This window comes from Actinoplanes sp. HUAS TT8, from assembly GCF_051380535.1.
Taxonomy (GTDB): Bacteria; Actinomycetota; Actinomycetes; order Mycobacteriales; family Micromonosporaceae; genus Actinoplanes.
This window is the reverse complement of the sequence record NZ_CP195646.1, coordinates 10,269,010-10,287,432: the sequence shown is the minus strand read 5'-3', so window position 1 is coordinate 10,287,432 and position 18,423 is coordinate 10,269,010. Positions and strand designations below refer to the sequence as shown.

15 protein-coding genes and 1 tRNA gene are annotated in these 18,423 nt (G+C 69.6%); 7 read left to right on the top strand and 9 right to left on the bottom strand.

The annotated features are described in order from the left end of the window. Positions 1-19: 19 nt before the first annotated feature. From ACSHV8_RS46015 to argS, 4 genes are read right to left on the bottom strand one after another with little or no spacing between them, the layout of a single operon-like run. Positions 20-391, bottom strand: coding sequence for a VOC family protein (locus tag ACSHV8_RS46015; RefSeq protein ID WP_436526814.1), 372 nt, complete (start codon positions 389-391; stop codon positions 20-22). Then, a complete protein-coding gene (locus ACSHV8_RS46010) occupies positions 391-1,689 on the bottom strand; it encodes a homoserine dehydrogenase (protein WP_436526812.1) in 1,299 nt (432 codons plus the stop codon). Before ACSHV8_RS46010 ends, ACSHV8_RS46015 begins: the two co-directional genes overlap by 1 nt. Next, positions 1,686-3,071: a diaminopimelate decarboxylase gene (gene lysA, locus ACSHV8_RS46005; protein WP_436526810.1), complete on the bottom strand. Its 1,386-nt coding sequence runs from the start codon at positions 3,069-3,071 to the stop codon at positions 1,686-1,688. Before lysA ends, ACSHV8_RS46010 begins: the two co-directional genes overlap by 4 nt. A gap of 3 nt (positions 3,072-3,074) precedes the next feature. After that, positions 3,075-4,736: an arginine--tRNA ligase gene (gene argS, locus ACSHV8_RS46000; protein ID WP_436526808.1), complete on the bottom strand. Its 1,662-nt coding sequence runs from the start codon at positions 4,734-4,736 to the stop codon at positions 3,075-3,077. Positions 4,737-4,822: 86 nt separating this feature from the next. On the opposite strand from argS, the gene ACSHV8_RS45995 reads away from it, so the two are divergent. From ACSHV8_RS45995 to ACSHV8_RS45985, 3 genes are all read left to right on the top strand, one after another. Further along, complete coding sequence (locus ACSHV8_RS45995; RefSeq protein ID WP_436526806.1) at positions 4,823-5,641, top strand: DUF3105 domain-containing protein; 819 nt, start codon at positions 4,823-4,825, stop codon at positions 5,639-5,641. Continuing rightward, positions 5,641-6,294 carry a DUF305 domain-containing protein gene (locus ACSHV8_RS45990; protein ID WP_436526804.1) on the top strand — a complete coding sequence of 218 codons (654 nt, stop codon included), beginning with the start codon at positions 5,641-5,643 and terminating at the stop codon, positions 6,292-6,294. Before ACSHV8_RS45995 ends, ACSHV8_RS45990 begins: the two co-directional genes overlap by 1 nt. 54 nt (positions 6,295-6,348) lie before the next feature. Beyond that, positions 6,349-6,420: transfer RNA gene (locus ACSHV8_RS45985), tRNA-Arg, on the top strand. Positions 6,421-6,749: 329 nt separating this feature from the next. Here the strand turns inward: ACSHV8_RS45985 and lepB are convergent. Together lepB and valS are read right to left on the bottom strand one after the other, a co-directional pair. Beyond that, the gene (gene lepB, locus ACSHV8_RS45980) at positions 6,750-7,382 is read right to left on the bottom strand and encodes a signal peptidase I (protein ID WP_436526802.1); all 633 of its coding nucleotides are present in this window, start codon (positions 7,380-7,382) and stop codon (positions 6,750-6,752) included. A gap of 45 nt (positions 7,383-7,427) precedes the next feature. Beyond that, positions 7,428-9,938, bottom strand: coding sequence for a valine--tRNA ligase (valS, locus tag ACSHV8_RS45975; RefSeq protein ID WP_436537260.1), 2,511 nt, complete (start codon positions 9,936-9,938; stop codon positions 7,428-7,430). A 138-nt stretch (positions 9,939-10,076) separates the two neighbouring features. Here valS and ACSHV8_RS45970 point away from each other — a divergent pair, with 138 nt between their 5' ends. Further along, positions 10,077-11,825, top strand: a complete 1,749-nt coding sequence (locus tag ACSHV8_RS45970) for an FAD-binding dehydrogenase (RefSeq protein ID WP_436526800.1) — start codon at positions 10,077-10,079, stop codon at positions 11,823-11,825. Between the two features lie 112 nt (positions 11,826-11,937). Then, positions 11,938-12,903 (top strand): HNH endonuclease, encoded by a 966-nt coding sequence (locus ACSHV8_RS45965; RefSeq protein ID WP_436526798.1) that lies wholly within the window; start codon positions 11,938-11,940, stop codon positions 12,901-12,903. A gap of 79 nt (positions 12,904-12,982) precedes the next feature. Here ACSHV8_RS45965 and ACSHV8_RS45960 read toward each other — a convergent pair whose 3' ends face one another. After that, positions 12,983-15,133, bottom strand: coding sequence for a bifunctional polysaccharide deacetylase/glycosyltransferase family 2 protein (locus ACSHV8_RS45960; protein ID WP_436526796.1), 2,151 nt, complete (start codon positions 15,131-15,133; stop codon positions 12,983-12,985). Positions 15,134-15,225: 92 nt separating this feature from the next. On the opposite strand from ACSHV8_RS45960, the gene ACSHV8_RS45955 reads away from it, so the two are divergent. Beyond that, positions 15,226-16,245 carry a glycosyl hydrolase gene (locus ACSHV8_RS45955; protein WP_436526794.1) on the top strand — a complete coding sequence of 340 codons (1,020 nt, stop codon included), beginning with the start codon at positions 15,226-15,228 and terminating at the stop codon, positions 16,243-16,245. On the opposite strand, the gene ACSHV8_RS45950 is transcribed toward ACSHV8_RS45955, so the two are convergent. Beyond that, positions 16,242-16,478 carry a hypothetical protein gene (locus tag ACSHV8_RS45950; protein WP_436526792.1) on the bottom strand — a complete coding sequence of 79 codons (237 nt, stop codon included), beginning with the start codon at positions 16,476-16,478 and terminating at the stop codon, positions 16,242-16,244. The two genes, ACSHV8_RS45955 and ACSHV8_RS45950, sit on opposite strands and share 4 nt — an antisense overlap. Before the next feature lie 114 nt (positions 16,479-16,592). Further along, the gene (locus tag ACSHV8_RS45945; RefSeq protein ID WP_436526790.1) at positions 16,593-17,357 is read right to left on the bottom strand and encodes an isocitrate lyase/PEP mutase family protein; all 765 of its coding nucleotides are present in this window, start codon (positions 17,355-17,357) and stop codon (positions 16,593-16,595) included. Positions 17,358-17,416: 59 nt separating this feature from the next. On the opposite strand from ACSHV8_RS45945, the gene ACSHV8_RS45940 reads away from it, so the two are divergent. After that, positions 17,417-18,364, top strand: coding sequence for a DUF5937 family protein (locus tag ACSHV8_RS45940; RefSeq protein ID WP_436526788.1), 948 nt, complete (start codon positions 17,417-17,419; stop codon positions 18,362-18,364). The last annotated feature ends 59 nt before the right edge of the window (positions 18,365-18,423 follow it).

Here is an 18,423-nt window from a genome sequence, read left to right as displayed (position 1 = left end):
CTTTGGGACCGGATGCCCATTATTCAGGACGGTGGCAGACGGCTTCGACGTTGTTGCCGTCCGGATCCCGTACGAAAGCGCCGTAGTAGTTCTCGTGGTACTCCGGATGCAGTTTCGGCTCGTGCAGCACCTCGGCCCCGGCCGTCACGGCGGCGGCGAAGAACGCGTCGACCGCAGCGCGATCACCGGCCGCGAACGCGATGTGCGACTCGCGAAAACCGTCGCCCTCGCTCAGCACCCCGATCCAGAAGTCGGCGTGGTCACCGCTCCCGTAGCCGATCGCGACCTGGAAATCCATCTGCCGGGTCACGCCCAGCGGCACCAGCGCGGCGTCGTAGAACGCGGCGCTGGCGGCCAGATCGGTGCACTGGAAACCCACGTGGTCGAGCACTAGCCGGCTCCTCCCTCGACGCGCAGCACGCTCGCGATCGAGCGAACGATGTCCAGACGCGCCAAGGCATCGACGGTAGCCGCAAGCGCGGCATCCGGTGCGCTGTGGGTGACGATGACCAGTTTCGCGTCGTCGGCCCGGCCCGACTGGCGAACCGTGGCGATCGACACCTCGTGCTGGGCGAAGACCCCGGCCACGGTGGCCAGGACGCCCGGCCGCTCGGCCACGTCGAGACTGATGTGGTACCTGGTCATCGACTCGCCGATCGGGCGCACGGTCAGCTCGGCGTAGTTGCTCTCGCTGGGCGCCCGGGTGCCGGTCAGCTTGTTGCGGGCCGCCGCGACGATGTCGCCGAGCACCGCGCTGGCCGTCGGGCGGCCACCGGCGCCCCGGCCGTAGAACATCAGCGGGCCGGCCGCCTCGGTCTCCACGAACACCGCGTTGAACGCGTCGCCGACCCCGGCCAGCGGGTGGCTCAGCGGGATCATCGCCGGGTGCACCCGGACACTCACCGAGTCCTCCCGGCGCTGGGCGATGCACAGCAGCTTGATCGTGCAGCCCATCTCCTTGGCGCTGGCCATGTCACCGGCGGTCACGCCGGTCATGCCCTCGCGGAACACGTCGGCCGCGGTCACCCGGGTGTGGAATGCCAGCGAGGCCAGGATCGCGGCCTTGGCGGCGGCGTCGAAGCCCTCCACGTCGGCGGTCGGATCGGCCTCGGCGTACCCCAGCTCGGTGGCCTCCTCAAGGGCCTCGTTGAAGCCGGCCCCGGTCGAGGCCATCGAGGAGAGGATGAAGTTGGTGGTGCCGTTCACGATGCCGGTCACCGCGGTGACCCGGTCCCCGTGCAGCGACTCGCGCAGCGGCCGCAGCAGCGGGATCGCGCCCGCCACCGAAGCCTCGTAGTACAGGTCGGCGCCGCCCTCGGCGGCCGCGTCGTGCAGGGTGCCGCCGTCCTCGGCCAGCAGCGCCTTGTTGGCGGTGACCACGCTCTTACCGGCCCGCAACGCCTCGACCAGCCAGGTCCGGGCCGGCTCGATGCCGCCGACGACCTCGATCACCACGTCCACGTCGTCGCGCTTGATCAGGCCGAGCGCGTCCGAGGTGAACAGGGCCGGGTCGATCGGTAGGTCGCCGCGCTCACGGCCGAGCCGGCGCACGGCGATGCCGGCCAGCTCCAGCGGGGCACCGATCCGGGCGGTCAGATCGTCGGCCTGCTCGTGCAGCAGCCGGACCACTTCAGTACCGACGGTGCCGCAGCCGAGCAGGGCGAGGCGGACCGGTCTCGTTGGGCTCATCCAACATCCAATGCAAGCAGGTCGTCCTCGGTCTCGCGCCGCACGATGACGCGGGCCGCGCCGTCGCGCACTGCCACCACAGGCGGCCGAGGAACGTGGTTGTAGTTGCTGGCCATGCTCCGGCAGTAGGCACCGGTGCCCGGAACGGCAACAAGATCTCCGGGCTGCACGTCGGCGGGCAGGAATTCATCCTTCACGACGATGTCCCCGGACTCACAATGTTTTCCCACAACGCGGGCGAGCATCGGCTCGGCCGCGGAGTTCCGGTTGGCCAGCGTCGCCGAGTACGAGGCGTCGTACAGCGCGGTCCGGATGTTGTCGCTCATCCCGCCGTCGACGCTCACGTACGTCCGGATGCCGTCGACGTCCTTGACCGTGCCGACCTCGTACAACGTGAAGACCGACGGCCCGACGATGGCCCGGCCCGGCTCGATCGACAGCTTCGGCACCCGCAGCGAGGCCAGCTCGCACTCCGACTCGACGATCTTGTTGATCCGCTTGGCCAGGTCACCGGGCGTCGACGGGTCGTCCTGCGTGGTGTACGCGATACCGAACCCGCCACCCAGGTCGAGCTCGGGCAGCTCCACCCCGCGGGCGTCCCGGACCTGCCCCTGCAGCTCCAGGATCCGCCGGGCGGCCACCTCGAACCCGCTGGTGTCGAAGATCTGCGAGCCGATGTGCGAGTGCAACCCGCGCAGGTCCAGCACGTCGTCGTCGAGGATCTGCGCGCAGGCCGCGAACGCCGCGCCCCCGGCCAGCGAGAAGCCGAACTTCTGGTCCTCGTGGGCGGTCGCGATGAACTCGTGGGTGTGCGCCTCGACGCCGACCGTGACCCGGACCAGCACGCCGGGCCGCTTGCTCCTGGACCGGGCCAGCTCGGTCAAACGGCTTATCTCGTCGAAGGAGTCGACGATGATCCGGCCGACGCCGGCGTCGAGTGCGCGGGACAGCTCGGCGACCGACTTGTTGTTGCCGTGGAAGCCCATCCGCTCCGGCGGGAACCCCGCGGCCAGCGCCACGGCCAGCTCACCACCCGAACAGACGTCGAGGAACAGGCCCTCCTCCTCGACGATCCGGACGACCGCCTTGCAGAGGAACGACTTGCCGGCGTAGTAGACGTCGGCGCCCGCGAACGCCGCCGCGAAGTCCCGGCACCGGGCCCGCAGGTCGTCCTCGTCCAGGAAGTAGGCCGGGGTGCCGTAGTCGGCGGCCAGATCGGTCACCGCGACACCGCCGATCTGCAGGGGCCCGGAATCGGTACGGGTCACCGTGCGCGGCCACAGCCCCGGCAGGAGGGCGTTCACGTCCTCCGGCGTACGCAACCAGGCCGGCCCGCGGTTGCCGAGGTCGCCGTGCAGCGCCCCGGCCTCGTGTGCGCGCATGCTCTACATCCTCTCCGGCGCGGACACGCCGAGCAGGTCCAAACCGTTCGCGATCACCGTACGGGTGGCCTCGGCCAGCCACAGGCGGGCCAGGTTCACGGCCTCGACCGGCTCCTCCGGCTTGGGCACCACCTGGCAGACGTCGTAGAACCGGTGCCAGTCGGTGGCGACCCGCTCCTCCAGGTAGACCGCGATCCGGTGCGGCTCGCGCAGCTCGGCCGCGGTGGCCACCACCGCCGGGAACTGGCCGAGCGTCTTGAGCAGGTTGTTCTCCCGCTCGTGGGCGAGCAGCGACGGATCGTACGTCTCGCCCTTGCTGATGCCCCGCTCGGCCGCGACCCGCAGGATCGAGGAGATCCGGGCATGCGCGTACTGCACGTAGTGCACCGGGTTGTCGTTCGAGTGCTTGGTGATCTCCTCGATGTCCAGCGTCAGCATCGAGTCGGTCGAGGAACGGGCCAGCGAATACCGGGCGGCGTCCTTGCCGACCGCCTCCAGCAGCTCGTCCAGCGTGATGATGTTGCCGGCCCGCTTGGACAGCCGCACCGGCTGCCCGGCCCGGACCAGGTTGACCAGCTGGCCGATCAGGATCTCGATGTTCTGCTGCGGGTCGTCGCCGGCACACGCCGCGATCGCCTTGAGCCGGCCGATGTAGCCGTGGTGGTCGGCCCCGAGCAGGTAGACGCAGCGGTCGAAGCCGCGCTCGCGCTTGTTGATGTAGTACGCCGCGTCGGCCGCGAAATACGTCTTCTCACCGTTCGACCGGATCAGCACCCGGTCCTTGTCGTCGGTGAAGTCGGTGGTGCGCAGCCAGATCGCCCCACCCTCCTCGAAGATGTGCCCCTGCTTGCGCAGCGTCTCGATGGCGTGCTCGACCGCACCCCCGTCGTGCAGCTCCTTCTCCGAGAACCAGACGTCGAAGTGCACGCCGAAGCGTTCCAGGCTCTCCCGGATCTCGGTCAGCATCAGCGCGTAGCCCCGCGACCAGAAGGCCGGCAACGCGGTCTCGGCCGGCTGACCGGCCAGCTCCGGGTCCTCAGCGAGAATGCGCTGGGCGATCTCGGCGATGTAGTCGCCGCCGTAACCGTCCTCGGGCGCCGGCTGACCGTTGGCCGCCGCGAACAGCGACCGGGCGAACCGGTCGACCTGGGCGCCCGCGTCGTTGATGTAGTACTCACTGGTCACCTCGGCGCCCGCCGCCGCGAACACGCGGCGCAGCGAGTCACCGACCGCGGCCCACCGGGTGTGCCCCAGGTGGATCGGCCCGGTCGGGTTGGCCGAGACGAACTCCAGGTTGATCTTCTGACCGGCGAGCTGGCTGTTCCGCCCGTAGGCCGGGCCCGCGTCGACCACGGTCCGGGCGATCGTCCCGGTCACCGCGGCGTCCAGCCGGATGTTCAGGAAGCCCGGGCCGGCGATCTCCACCGTCTTGATCCCGTCGCGCCGGCCCAGCTCCTCGGCGAGCGCGGCGGCCAGCTCGCGCGGCGCCACGCCGACCTTCTTGCCCAGCTGCAACGCGAGCGTCGAGGCGTAGTCGCCGTGCTCGGGATTGCGCGGGCGCTCCAGCGTGATCGTCGCGGGCAGCGCGGTCAGGTCGAGGCCGCGCGTCTCGAATACGGCACGAGCAGCTGAGAGAACGGTGTCAGCAAGGTTGGCGGGAGTCACTGGGCCATGCTATCGGGGGTAGACTTCTGCGTTCGGCGGCCACCCGAGCCCCGCCCTTCCCCTTTTTGAAGAATCGACGAGGCGCGATGAGTATGAGCACGCCGGGGCCCGAACGGGTCCCGTCCACCGTGAAGGTCGGCAAGACCACCGGTCAGGGTAAGCCGCCGACCGGTAAACCGGGCGCGAACCGACCGGCCGGCAAAGGCCAGAGCGGCAAGAAGGGCCGCAAGCCGGTCACCCCGGTCAAGGTGAGCGGCGGGCGCAACTGGGGCCCCATCGCCGTCGCGGGCGCGGTCGTCCTGATCGCCGCCGGCATCATCGGGTACGGCGTGTACGCCTCCGTCCAGGGCTCCCGCGACTGGACCGACAAACTCGCCGACATCAAGGGCGTCGTCAACTACCGCGCGCAGAAGAACGCGACGCTCGACGACCGCACCCACAAGGACGGCGCGCTGACGTACGTGACCAGCCCGCCCGTCGGTGGCGCCCACAACCCCACCTGGCAGAACTGCATGGGTGACGTCTACACCGAACCGATCGCCAACGAGCACGCGGTGCACAGCCTCGAGCACGGTGCGGTCTGGGTGACGTACAAGCAGGGCCTCGCCGCCGACCAGGTGGCCGTGCTGCAGAAGAAGGTCGAGGGCAAGGACTACATGTTCATGTCCCCGTACACCGGCCTCGACAAGAACGTGTCCGTCCAGGTCTGGGGCTACCAGTACAAGACCGACGACGTCAACGACGCGTCGATCGACGCCTTCATCTCCGCGGCCCGCCTCAAGGCGTCCATGGAACCCGGCGCGGCCTGCTCCAGCGGCAACACCACCACCGGCCCGGTCACCTCGGCCACCAGCAACGGCGCCAGCATGGACAGCGCCACCACCGGAAGCACCAGCGGTAGCTGATGATCTCGGACGTCACCTCCTCGGACGCCGACACGGCGACCGGGGAGGCCCCCACCCGGACCCGGTTCGGATACGCCGCGGTCGCCCTGCTCCTCGCCGGGATCGTCCTCGGCGCCGCGATCGGCCTGGTCATCCCCCGCTTCCGGACCCCCGGCACCGACTCGGTCGAAGCCGGCTTCCTGCGCGACATGTCCACCCACCACGCCCAAGCCGTCGAAATGGCGATGATCGCCCACGCCGGCTCGGACACCCCGGGCATCGTCACCCTGGCCGCCGACATCGCCACCACCCAGCAGGCCCAGATCGGCTACATGCAGGCCTGGCTGCGCGACTGGGACCTCGACCCCACCGGCGACCAGCCGGCCATGACCTGGATGCCCGACGCTGCCGGCTCGGTCGTCAACGGCCTCATGCCCGGCATGGCCACCCCCGAACAACTCGCCACGCTCCGCAAGGCCACCGGCAAAGAGCTGGACGTGCAGTTCCTCACCCTGATGCGGGCCCACCACCTCGGCGGCATCCACATGGCCCAGGAAGCCGAAGACCTGTCCGACAACAAGAACGTCGACTGGATCGCCGACAGCATGGTCAAAGCCCAGCAGGGCGAGATCCAGTTGATCGACGACCTGCTCAAGCAGGCCCAGGCGAGCTGACCGGTACCGGTTGGCGGTGGTTGCGGACAGCCTGCTAGGCTTTCGAATCACTGGGCCCCCGTAGCTCAGGGGATAGAGCGTCGCCCTCCGGAGGCGAAAGCGCAGGTTCGAATCCTGCCGGGGGCACGATTGGGATTGGGCACCTGTGTTCGCGGAAAGCGCGAACCGGTGCCCATCGTGCTTTCTGACCTGGGGCCCGAGCCCCAGACCCCACGCCGGGGATACCCCGGAGCCCCATCGGGTCGCTTGTGGAGATCTTTGCTTTTTGGCTTGGGTCGCTTTTGCTTGCTTGCTTCAAGACCTGCTTTGGTACGGCGTGAGCGGGGCTCCGTCGGGGACAGCGTGATCTCCGCGCGACTGATCTCGGCCGTGCCCGTCGGCGCGTCCGCGGCGGCCGGCCTGGGAGAGTCCGCGGCGGCCGGCTCGGGGAAGTCCGTGCCGGCCGTGGGGGGCGGTCAGCCGGCGGCGGGGACGGCGGCGAAAGTCTTGGGGACTGAGAGGGACGTCCAGCGCGAGGCCGGCCAGTAGATGGCGAAGGCGCGGCCGGCGACCCGGCTGATCGGGACCGTGCCCAGGTCGGAGTCGAGGTGGGCACGGGAGTCGGCCGAGTCCGAGCGGTGGTCGCCCATCACGAACAGGCGGCCGGCCGGGACGGTCACGTCGAACGTGTCGTCCGAGGGGGCGTCGCCGGGATAGAGGTAGTCCTCGTCCAGGGCCTGGCCGTTGACGGTGATCCGCTTCTGCGGGTCGCAGCAGATCACGTGGTCGCCGGGGGTGCCGACGATCCGCTTGATGTACTCCTGCTCGCCGGGGCCGGCGCCCCACGAGGTGGGCGGCTCGAAGACGATCACCTCGCCGCGGTGCGGGTCCCGGAAGCGGTAGATGAGTTTGTTCACCAGCACCTTGTCGTTCAGGAGCAGGGTGTTCTCCATCGACCCGGACGGGATGTAGAAGGTCTGGAGCAGATAGGTGCGCACGCCGGCGGCGACGACGACGCCCACGACGATGAGCACCAGGAGCTCGAAGCCCTTGGAACGGTAAAAGGGACGACCGGTGATCTTGTCCTCGGACACGGGCGGAGCGTACATCAATCGTCACAGCCCGGCAGGAAAGTGCCGGGCTGTGACTGTCGATCAGGCCAGTTCGATCTCGGCGGTCAGCGGGCCGTCGGCCGCCTCGGCCTCGAACGAGCGGATCACCCCGGCGGCCAGGACATCGCGGCTGACCAGGGCGAAGGCGTCGGCCGGGCCGCGCACCGCGAGGCGGGCGACCTCGCTGCGCATGGACTGTTTGGCCTCCGATTTCGCCTTGCGGACGAGACCGAGCACGGTGCCGGCCAGAGTGAGCAGGCCGGCCGGGAGGGACGGGTCCGGCGCCGGGGCGTCCTCGTCGGCCGACGGCCACGGCGCGCGGTGCACCGAGCCGTCCTGCCACCAGGACCACGCCTCCTCGGTGACGAACGGGAGCATCGGCGCGAACAGCCGCAGCAGGGTGCGCAGGGCGATGGCCAGGGCGGCGTGCGCGGACCGGGTGGCCGGGTCGCCGGCGTCCCCGTACGCCCGCTCCTTGACCAGTTCCAGGTAGTCGTCGCAGAACGTCCAGAAGAACTGCTCGGTGCGTTCCAGGGCGCGGGCATAGTCGTACGCCTCGAAGTGTTTGGTGGCGTCGGCCACGACGGCCGTGAGGTCGGCGAGCATGGACCGGTCCAGCGGCTCGGTGACGGCGTCGCCGGTGGGGGTCGAGGAAACTCCGAAGAGCAGCACGAACTTCGTCGCGTTGAGGATCTTGATGGCGAGCCGGCGCCCGACCTTCATCTGGCCGGTGTCGAACGCGGTGTCGGTGCCCGGCCGCCCGCTGACCGCCCAGTAGCGGACCGCGTCCGAGCCGAACTCGTCGAGCAGGCCCATCGGGGTGACCGTGTTGCCCTTGGACTTCGACATCTTCTTGCGGTCCGGGTCGAGGATCCAGCCGGAGAGCAGCGCGGTGTGGAACGGCAGGCTGTCGAACTCCTGGTGGGCCCGGAGCACGGTGGCGAACAGCCAGGTCCGGATGATCTCGTGGGCCTGCGGGCGCAGGTCCATCGGGAAGACCCGCCGGAACAGGTCGTCGTCGGTGCCCCAGCGGCCGGCGATCTCCGGGGTGAGCGAGGAGGTGGCCCAGGTGTCCATGACGTCCGGGTCGCCGGTGAAGCCGCCCGGCCGGTCGCGCTGGTCCTCGGTGTAGCCGGGCGGGGTGTCGCTGCTCGGGTCGACCGGCAGCGCGGCCGGGGTGATCGGGGACGCGTAGTCGGGCTCACCGGCGGCGTCGAGCGGGTACCAGATCGGGATCGGGACACCGAAGAAGCGCTGCCGGGAGATGATCCAGTCACCGGCCAGGCCGTCCACCCAGTTCTCGTACCGGGTCCGCATGAACGCCGGTGACCAGGTCATCTCCCGACCGCGTTCGATCAGGGCGGAACGCAGCGCGGCGTCCCGGCCACCGTTGCGGATGTACCACTGGCGGGTTGTCACGATTTCCAGCGGCTTATCGCCTTTTTCATAAAACTTCACTTGCTGTACGGTCGGTCGCGGCTCCCCGTCGAGAGCGCCGGCCTCGCGGAGCAGCGAAACCATCGCCTCCTTGGCCGAGAACGCCGTTTTCCCGGACAGGTGGGCGTAGGCCGCCTCGTCGATGCCCGCGGGTGGCGTGGGGAGCAGCCGGCCGTCCCGGCCCATGATCGGGCGGGTCGGCAGATCGAGCTCACGCCACCAGATCACGTCCGTGAGGTCGCCGAACGTGCAGATCATCGCGATGCCCGAGCCCTTGTCCGGCTGCGCGAGCGGATGCGCCTTGATCGGCACCTCGACACCGAAGACGGGCGTGGTGGCGTTCGTACCGAAAAGGGGCTTGAATCGCTCGTCGTCCGGGTGCGCGACGAGCGCCACGCAGGCCGGGAGCAGCTCGGGCCGGGTCGTCTCGATGTGCACGGTGCCGCCGTCGGGCAGCCCGAACGCGAGCCGGTAGTAGGCCCCCTGCCGCTCGCGATCCTCCAGCTCGGCCTGCGCCACCGCCGTACGGAACGAGACGTCCCACAGCGTCGGGGCGTCGGCCAGGTACGCCTCGCCGCGCGCGAGGTTGTTCAGGAACGCCCGCTGTGACACGGCCCGGCTGACGTCGTTGATCGTGCTGTACTGCAGCGCCCAGTCGACCGACAGCCCGAGCTGGCGCCACAGGTCCTCGTAGGCCTGCTCGTCGATCGCGGTCAGCCGCTGGCACAGCTCGACGAAGTTGCGCCGGGAGATCGGGATCGGGCGCTTCGGAACCGTCTCCGGCGGCTCGAAGGACGGGTCGTACGGCAGCGAGGGGTCGCACTGCACCCCGTAGTAGTTCTGCACCCGCCGCTCGGTCGGCAGCCCGTTGTCGTCCCACCCCATCGGGTAGAACACCTCGCGCCCGGTCATCCGGCGGTAGCGGGCGATGGCGTCGGCGTGCGTGTACGAGAACACGTGCCCCACGTGCAGCGAGCCGCTGACCGTGGGCGGCGGCGTGTCGATCGAGAAGACCCGGGAGCGCGGCGCCGTACGGTCGAACGTGTAGGTGCCCCGCGACGCCCATACCTCGCGCCATTTCCGCTCGATCCCGTCGAGTGTCGGCTTGTCGGGCACCGGTGTCGTTGAGGTCACCGGAAAACTCTACGCAACGGTCACGGGCGACAACGAGTGACTCCCGCTTTGGCGATCGGCGACTACCACGGCGTACGCGCGCTTTGTTCTGATCGAAGCCCCAGAATGCGAGGAGGCTTCATGAATCGGCGCACCGTTCTCGCCGCTACCGCAGGAGCTGCCGTAGCCGCGCACGCGACCCCCGCCTTCGGCGCCGCGGCGGCCGCCGACGCCGACGCGATCGTGGTCGGGCACGGCCTGGCCGGCCTGGTCGCCACCGCCGAACTGGTCGCCGCCGGCCGCAAGGTGCTGCTGCTGGACCAGGAGCCGGAGGCGAGCCTGGGCGGGCAGGCGTGGTGGTCGTTCGGCGGGCTGTTCTTCGTCAACTCGGTCGAGCAGGGCCTGATGGGCGTCAAGGACTCCTACGACCTGGCCTGGCAGGACTGGCTGGGCTCGGCCGGCTTCGACCGGGGCGTCGACGACCCGGCCGGGCCGGACTACTGGGCGTACAAGTGGGCGCAGGCCTACGTGCAGTTCGCCGCCGGCGAGAAACGATCCTGGCTGTCCGGGCTCGGGCTGCAATGGTTCCCGGCGGTCGGCTGGGCCGAACGTGGCGGCGGGAAGGCCGACGGGCACGGCAACTCGGTGCCGCGCTTCCACGTGACCTGGGGAACCGGGCCGGCCATCGTCGAACCGTTCGAGAAGAAGGTGCGGGCCGGGGTCGCCGCGGGCAAGGTGGTGTTCAAGTTCCGGCACCGGGTGGACGAGGTCGTGGTCACCAACGGGGCGGTCACCGGGGTGCGCGGGGCGATCCTGGAGGCGAGCTCGGCGGCCCGGGGGACACCTTCCTCCCGTACCGTGATCGGCGATTTTGATCTGAAAGCCCCGATCGTGATCGTCACCTCCGGCGGCATCGGCGCCAACCAGGACCTGATCCGGCAGAACTGGCCGGCCCGGCTCGGCCCGCCCCCGGGTTTCATGGTCACCGGGGTGCCCGCGCACGTCGACGGGCGGATGCTGGCGATCACGCAGAAGGCCGGCGGGCGGATCGTCAACCCGGACCGGATGTGGCACTACACCGAGGGGCTGCGGAACTTCGCGCCGATCTGGCCCAACCACGGCATCCGTATCCTGCCCGGCCCGTCATCCATCTGGCTCGATGCCAAAGGGAAGCGGTTCTCGGCGCCGGACATGCCCGGCTACGACACGCTGCACACGCTCGGCACGATCACCGCGTCCGGTTATGACTACTCGTGGTTCGTCACCACACAGAAGATCGTGGACAAGGAATTCGCGCTCTCCGGCTCCGAACAGAACCCGGACCTGACCGGGAAGAACCTCTGGTTGCTGCTGTCCCGGATCTGGCAGACACCCGAGCCGATCCAGAAATTCCAGAAGTACGGCGCCGACTTCGTGCAGGCCGCGACCCTGCCCGAACTGGTCGCCGGAATGAACCGGCTGGCCGGGAACAACCTGCTCGACCCGGCCGACGTGAAACGGCAGGTGGACGCCCGGGACCGGGAGATCGACAACGCCTACAGCAAGGACGCCCAGGTCATGGGCATCCGCAACGCGCTCGACTACCTCGGGGACCAGATCAGCCGGACCGCCTCGATCCACAAGATCCTGGACACCTCGGCCGGGCCGCTGGTCGCCGTCCGCCTCAACGTGCTGACCCGCAAAACCCTGGGCGGGCTGCAGACCGACCTGTCGGGCCGCGTCCTCAACGCCGCCGGGGCGCCCGTTCCGGGCCTCTACGCGGCCGGCGAGGTGTCCGGTTTCGGCGGTGGCGGGGTGCACGGCTACCGCTCCCTGGAAGGCACCTTCCTCGGCGGCTGCCTCTTCTCAGGCCGCCAGGCCGGCAAGGCCGCCGCGGCCGCCCTCGCCTGATGGTGAGTGTCCCGCCGCCGCCCGTGACCGCCGGCTCCATCCATCGAAGGTTGCCGCCATGTCGTCCACGGGGTAGCTAGTTGACTATCGCCCTGCCAAGATCGCTTCTCACGTGAATTTCCGCGGAAGGAAGCCCCTGACAATGGCGAGAGTCTTCCAGTTCTCCACACAGAGCGGGCGCTCGATCCCGAACGCCACCCCCGCTCTGGACGCGTCCCGGCCGCTGGCTCCCATCGCGGCCACCCTCGCCGGCATCGGCCTGCCCGATGCCGGCGAGGGCCGGGGACACGCGTGGGGTTTCTCGCCCGAGTCCCTGGTCGCCCGGGCCGGACAGGAACTCGGGCCGGGCGACATCGGTCTACGGATCGAGCCGAACCTGCGGACAGAGCGCCTCTACGAGGTTCTGGCGTTCTTCCCCGGTCGGCCCGATCTGCCCGCTCAGGTCAACGGCCGGCCCTGGCGAAGCAACGGGCCGCCCTACCCGAACGTGGTCATTTTCCGGCCGTTCCAGAGCTTCACCCCGCGGAATTTCCGCGACCTGGTCGAGAAGCTCTCGGCCCCGGGTGCCTACGTCACCGGGCTCCGTTACGAGGCCCGCTATCTCCCCTTCGATTCCGACACCCTCCTCGACGAGGTCCTTCCGGATCACCCGCAGACGGACGCGCCCGGCGGCATCACGGTGTCGGGCAGCCGTAGTCGCGGTCAGCGCCTCACCGCGGCCAGAGATGGCGGATCTGTCTTCCGGCACGAAGTGTTCTCCGCCTACCGTAGGTCTGACAACGGGCGGGTCGAATGCGCCGCTTGTGACCTCGACGATGAGCGGGTGCTGGAAGCGGCGCACGTCATCGACCACGGATACGCGCAGGATGCGTGGTGGAACGGTATTCCGCTCTGCCGCAACCATCACCGCTGGTTTGATCTCGGCGTTCTGCGCCTGGAGCCCGCGACCAGGGCATGGGTCTCGCCCCACGGTCTCGCGGCTCTGCGGGTGACGAAGACGAATCTGAGCGTTGAGGCACGGTCGCCACACCCTCAGGCGTTGGACTGGCGGTGGCTGAACGTCGCCGGACCCGAGTGACCGAACCGCAACCCGGTTCGATGGTCAAGAAACTCGCCGGCGCGGCGGGATTCCGGCGCCCTGGATGACGCCGGCCACGTCAGGGGCGCGGCGTGCCGATCAGGGCGTTGAGCCCGCCGGTGCGCCGCAGCTTCTGCCAGCCCAGCCGGATGCCGCCGAGCGCGGCCAGCGTCGACTGGATGAGCACCAGGTACATCAGCTGCCGGTACACGAACTGCTGCAACGGCACCCGCCACAACGGCTTGATCGACTCGCCGTCCAGACGGAACGCGTACCAGGTGCTGAACATCTGGACCGCGAGCATGGCCACCCAGGCGGCCACCGTCTTGACCGGGTCGAGGAAGAACAGGCCGTAGACCAGGAACACGTCGATGAGCGGCGAGAGCAGCGGCAGCACGGTCTGGAACAGGGCCAGGTTGAGCAGCCCGCGCCGCCCGAACTTGCCGCCCGGCCCCTTCTCGAACAGGGCCCCGCGGTGCTTCCACATCGCCTGCATGGTCCCGTAGCTCCACCGGTACCGCTGCCGCCACAGCTGGGACATCGTCGCCGGCGCCTCGGTCCAGGCCCGGGACCGTTCCTCGTAGACGACCCGCCAGCCGGCCCGGATGATCGCCACGGTCAGGTCGGTGTCCTCGGCCAGGGTGTCCTCGCTCAGGCCGTCGACCTGGCGTAGTGCTTCCCGGCGGAACGCGCCGATCGCGCCCGGGACGGTGGCCATGCAGCGCATCACGTCGTAGGCGCGGCGGTCGATGCTGAAGCCGACCACGTATTCGATGTGCTGCCAGAGCGCGACCATGCTGTTCCGGTTGGCGACCTTGGCGTTGCCGGCCACCGCGCCGATCCCCGGGTCGGCGAACGGCTGGACGAGCAGCCGCACGGTGTCCGGTTCGAACACGGTGTCGCCGTCCATCATCACGACGACCTCGGTCCTGGCGTGCGCGATGCCGTTGTTGAGCGCGCTCGACTTGCCGCCGTTGGGCTGCCGGATCACTGTCACGTTCGGGTGGCCGAGTGCTTCGGCGATCTCGGCCGTGCCGTCGTCGGATCCGTCGTCGACGACCACGATCTCGATCGGGTGGGTGCTCGCGACCAGCGATTTCAGGGTGTCGGCGATGCACTCCTTCTCGTTGTAGGCGGGCACGATCACGGTTGCCGGCTCGGTGTACGTCCCGCCCCACGGATCAGGGTGCTTCTTGTAGCGGTTGGCATGCTTTCGACCCAGAATCAACATCAGAATCAGACGTACGACCGTGAGCACGCCGAGCACGAGCAGCAGGTAGGAGAATCCGATCGTCACCCCCTTGGCCAGCCGGATCGCGCCGACCAGTCCCGTACCGATGACATGGTCCTTGGTGCTCGCCGTGGGGTTGATCGTGGTGTTGCCGGTGAGCGCGGCCACCGTGGTGAACGTGTAGCCCTCTTTCTGCAGGGCCGGGATCACCGTCTTGAGCGCGGTCGCCGTCTTGGCCCGGTTCCCGCCGCCGTCGTGGAAGAGCAGGATGGCACCGGCACCGTCGTCGGGCATGACCGCGTCCTCGATGTCGGCCATGGTCGCGGCCGATTCCCAGTCCCGGCTGTCCAGGTTGTTGACCACGGTCAGGTAGCCGCGTTCGCCCATGTCGGCCATCACGTCCCAGGTCTTGTCGTCCAGGGCCTTGACCGTCGACGAGTACGGCGGACGGAAGATCAGACTGGTCACGCCGGCCGCCCCGGCCAGCGCGAACTGGGTCTCCTGCATCTCGACGCCGCGCCGCCACTCGCCCTTGGACGACATCTCGGGGTGGGTGAACGTGTGGATGCCGATCTCGTGCCCGGCGTCCTTGACCCGTTTGACCAGCGCCGGGTACTGGCTGATCTGCGAGCCGATCATGAAGAAGGTGGCCGGGACGTCGTACTCCTTCAGCACGTCCAGGATCTCCGGCGTGTACTTCGGGGACGGCCCGTCGTCGAAGGTGAGCACGATCTGGTTGTCCGGCACGGTGACCGTGGTCGTGGTCGTGCCGTCGGTCTGGATGATCGGGCCGCCGTTGAGCGCCGTGCTCGGCACCTGGCCGGTCTCGTCGGTCGCCGCGGCCGCGCCGTCCTGGGTGAACTCGCCCTGCACGATGCCGTTGACCAGCAGGATGCAGGCGAACAGGCCGAGCACCACGGTCAGCACGATCCAGCGCGGCGGGGGCACGGGCACTCGCACACGCCGCCGGCGCGCCTCCTTCGACGTCTCGACGGACACCGATCTCCCCCTCGCGGCGCGGCGCTGGCTCATAGGTACTATCGGCCGGAATTCGCCAGACCTGAGGCTTTTGCCGGTGAGATAGTGCTCGGGTGGCCTTTCACCGCTTGGCGTACGTGTCCACCGCCGCCCTCCTGCTCCTCGGGGGCTGCTCCGGGGACGACGACCGGAGCGACACCGCCGCGACCCCCGCGGCGTCGGCCACCACCAGCGCGTCGGCCTCGGCGGTGACCATCCCGGCCACATTGAAGGCGGCGCCCTACATCGACATCGTCAGCGGCAGCGTCGACATCGCCGACGTGGCCGCCAAGACCGGGCAGAAGGATTTCGCGCTGGCGTTCGTGCTGGCCGACAGCGCGGGCACGTGCACACCGACCTGGGGCGGCAAGACGGCGATCACCGACAGCACGGTGGGCGCCGAGATCGACAAGATCGACGCGGCCGGCGGGAGTTCGATCGTCGCCACGGGCGGCGCCACCGGAACGTACCTGGAGAGCGCCTGCTCGGAGGACCAGTTGGTCACGGCGTACGAGACCGCGCTCGACGCGGCCGGCAGCAACCGCCTCGACGTGGACATCGAGCAGTCCGTGACCGTGGAGACGGTGGCCGGGGCGCTGGCCGCGCTGCAGAAGGCCCGCGGCACCGCGATCACCCTGACCCTGCCGGTCGCCGGCACCACCCAGGGTCTGGCCGACGCCGGGATCGAACTGCTCAAGGCGGTCGAGGACACCGGCGTCGAGGTGACCGTCAACGCGATGACGATGAACTTCGACGCGGCCGGCGGCGGCTGGGGTCGCGCGATGACCCTCGCGGCCGACGCGGTCAAGGACGACCTGGACAGCATCTGGACCGACAAGTCCGACGCGGAACTGTACGAGATGCTCGGCGTCACCCCGATGATCGGCGTGAACAACAGCGGCGGGACCACCAAGACGGCGGACGCGAAATATCTGCTCGACTGGGCCGCCGGCAAGGGCGTGGGATTCGTCCGTTTCTGGTCGGTGAACCGGGACAACGGCAACTGCACCGACGGCTCGGTGGCCTCGAATTGCAGTGGTATCGCGCAGACCACATATCAGTTCACCGACCAGTTCCAGGCATACGCGGATTAGCCCGCGGAGGCGCTCGACGTGGCCGTGGCGGTCGCCGACGCACTCGCGGTGGCCGACGTCGACACGGTGGCCTTGGTGGTCAGCGCCGCGTCGGAGGCCTGGACCACGCTCGCGCCGACCACACCCATGTAGAGAGCGGCGAACAGGGCGACGAAGAAACCCAGGACGGCGAGCAGACGCTTACGCCGGCCGGTCGCGTCGACGAAGACCTGAGTGCCTTCCTCGGTGGGCATTACAGGGGTGCGAATCATCGTTTCCGATTCCTTCCGATTGGTCACTGACCACCCTAGGAATGGAATCTACGAATCACCTTTGCCGCCCACCGACGAATTCTGTCAAAATACTCACTAATTGTCGGCGGCGCCATTACTGAGAGCATTCATCCGGCCGTAGTCGACCGCCCCGGCCAGCTCTTCGTAGGTGCCCGCTGTGAAGACCTCCCGAGCCGCGCGCTCGACCAGGCCGTAGGCCGCCTGCGCGACCGACGAGCCCAGGCTGATCCGGGCCACCCCGAGCTCGGCCAGCTCACCGATCGACGGCGCCCCCGGCCCGGTCATCACGTTCACCGGCCCCGGAATGCCCCCGACCAGCTCGCCGATGACCGCCGGGTCGGTCACGCCGGGCACGAAGATCCCGTCCGCGCCGGCGTCCAGGTAGGCCCGCCCCCGGGCGATCGCCTCGGCCACGTCACCCAGCCCGAACAGCAGTGTGTCGATCCGCGCGTTCAGGAACACGTCCGGCGCGGCCTCGTGCGCGGCCGCGATCCGGGCCACCTGCTCGTCGATCGACCGGGTGCCGTCCTCCAGGTTGACGCCGGCCACCCCGATCGCGGCGACCTCGCGCAGGGTGCGGGCCGGATCGCCGTACCCGGCCTCGACGTCCACCGAGACCGGCACCGACACCGCCTCGACAACCCGGCGGGCGGCCTCGACGGCCAGCTCACGGGCCAGGGTGTCGCCGTCCGGCGCCCCCAGGCTCCAGGCCACCCCGGCGCTGGTGGTGGCGACCGCGGCGGCCCCGGCCGCGGCGACGATCCGGGCGCTCGCCGCATCCCAGGCGTTGACCAGGACGAGCGGGGAACCGGGCTGATGCAGGGAACGGAAGTCAGTCACACCGTGCAGTCTTCGCGATCGGCCGCGCCCGGCGCAGCTATTTAGCGGAGACTAAAAGGATGGTCGCGATCGCACTGCCGCCGGACGCCGCCACCCGCATCAGGTTCGCCGTCTCCTGCCTGTGGGAGGTGCTGGCGAGTCTCCGCGTGCTCCATGATCCGGGCGTTCCGTCCGTACATCGGAAATGGGCTCGGAAAAAACGGCCCGGACCGGACGGCCTGCTCGCCCGGCTGGTGCCACCCACCGGCGGCTATGCCCCGGACTTCCTCACGCCGCCGCCGGCCGGCCTGACCGCCGACCTGGCCACCGAGCTGTCGGCGCTGCGCCGCACCGATCCTTCGATCATCCGCGCCCATCTCGCCCTGATGCCCGGCGGCACCGACCTCGAACTGTTCCGCAACCCGGCGTCCGGGCTGGATCGTCTCGCCGACGAGATCGCCGGCTACTGGACGACGGCGATCGCCCCCGACTGGCCCCGGATGCACGCCCTGCTCGACGCCGACGTCCGCCGCCGAGCCCACCACCTGGCCACCGACGGCGCCGCCGAGGTCCTCAACAACCTTCATGATCACGTACGGTGGGTCGACGGCACCCTGCTCGTCGACCAGCGGCACTGCACCGCCCCCGACGTCCCGGACGGCACCGGCCTGGTCCTCGTCCCGTCCGTCTTCGCCTGGCCGTCGGTGCTCACCGTGTCCTCGTGGGGGACGCCGCAGCTCGCCTACCCGGCCGCCGGCGTCGCCACCCTGTGGGAGGAATCGTCCCGCTTGCCGGACGCGCTGGGCGCCCTGCTCGGCGCCGGCCGGGCCCGGATCCTGGTCGAGCTGGGCAGCCCGCTGTCGACCACCGAACTCTCCCACCGCACCGGCATCACGCCCGGCGGCATCTCCCAGCACCTGCAGATCCTGCGCGCGGCCGGCCTGATCACCACCCACCGGGCGGGGCGGTCGCTGCTCAACTCCCGCACGCCGGCGGCCGAGACCCTGCTCACCGCGGCCGGCCCCTGACTCCGAGCCGCAGGCAGTGGTCTGGTCACACCTGTGGGACCTCGATGTCGTCAGGGTCT

Coding starts and splice junctions, on each gene's coding strand:
- ACSHV8_RS46010 (WP_436526812.1), bottom strand. CDS start 1,689: ATGAGCCCAACGAGACCGGTCCGCCTCGCCCTGCTCGGCTGCGGCACC.
- lysA (WP_436526810.1), bottom strand. CDS start 3,071: ATGCGCGCACACGAGGCCGGGGCGCTGCACGGCGACCTCGGCAACCGC.
- ACSHV8_RS45995 (WP_436526806.1), top strand. CDS start 4,823: ATGAGTATGAGCACGCCGGGGCCCGAACGGGTCCCGTCCACCGTGAAG.
- ACSHV8_RS45990 (WP_436526804.1), top strand. CDS start 5,641: ATGATCTCGGACGTCACCTCCTCGGACGCCGACACGGCGACCGGGGAG.
- lepB (WP_436526802.1), bottom strand. CDS start 7,382: ATGTACGCTCCGCCCGTGTCCGAGGACAAGATCACCGGTCGTCCCTTT.
- ACSHV8_RS45970 (WP_436526800.1), top strand. CDS start 10,077: ATGAATCGGCGCACCGTTCTCGCCGCTACCGCAGGAGCTGCCGTAGCC.
- ACSHV8_RS45950 (WP_436526792.1), bottom strand. CDS start 16,478: ATGCCCACCGAGGAAGGCACTCAGGTCTTCGTCGACGCGACCGGCCGG.
- ACSHV8_RS45940 (WP_436526788.1), top strand. CDS start 17,417: ATGGTCGCGATCGCACTGCCGCCGGACGCCGCCACCCGCATCAGGTTC.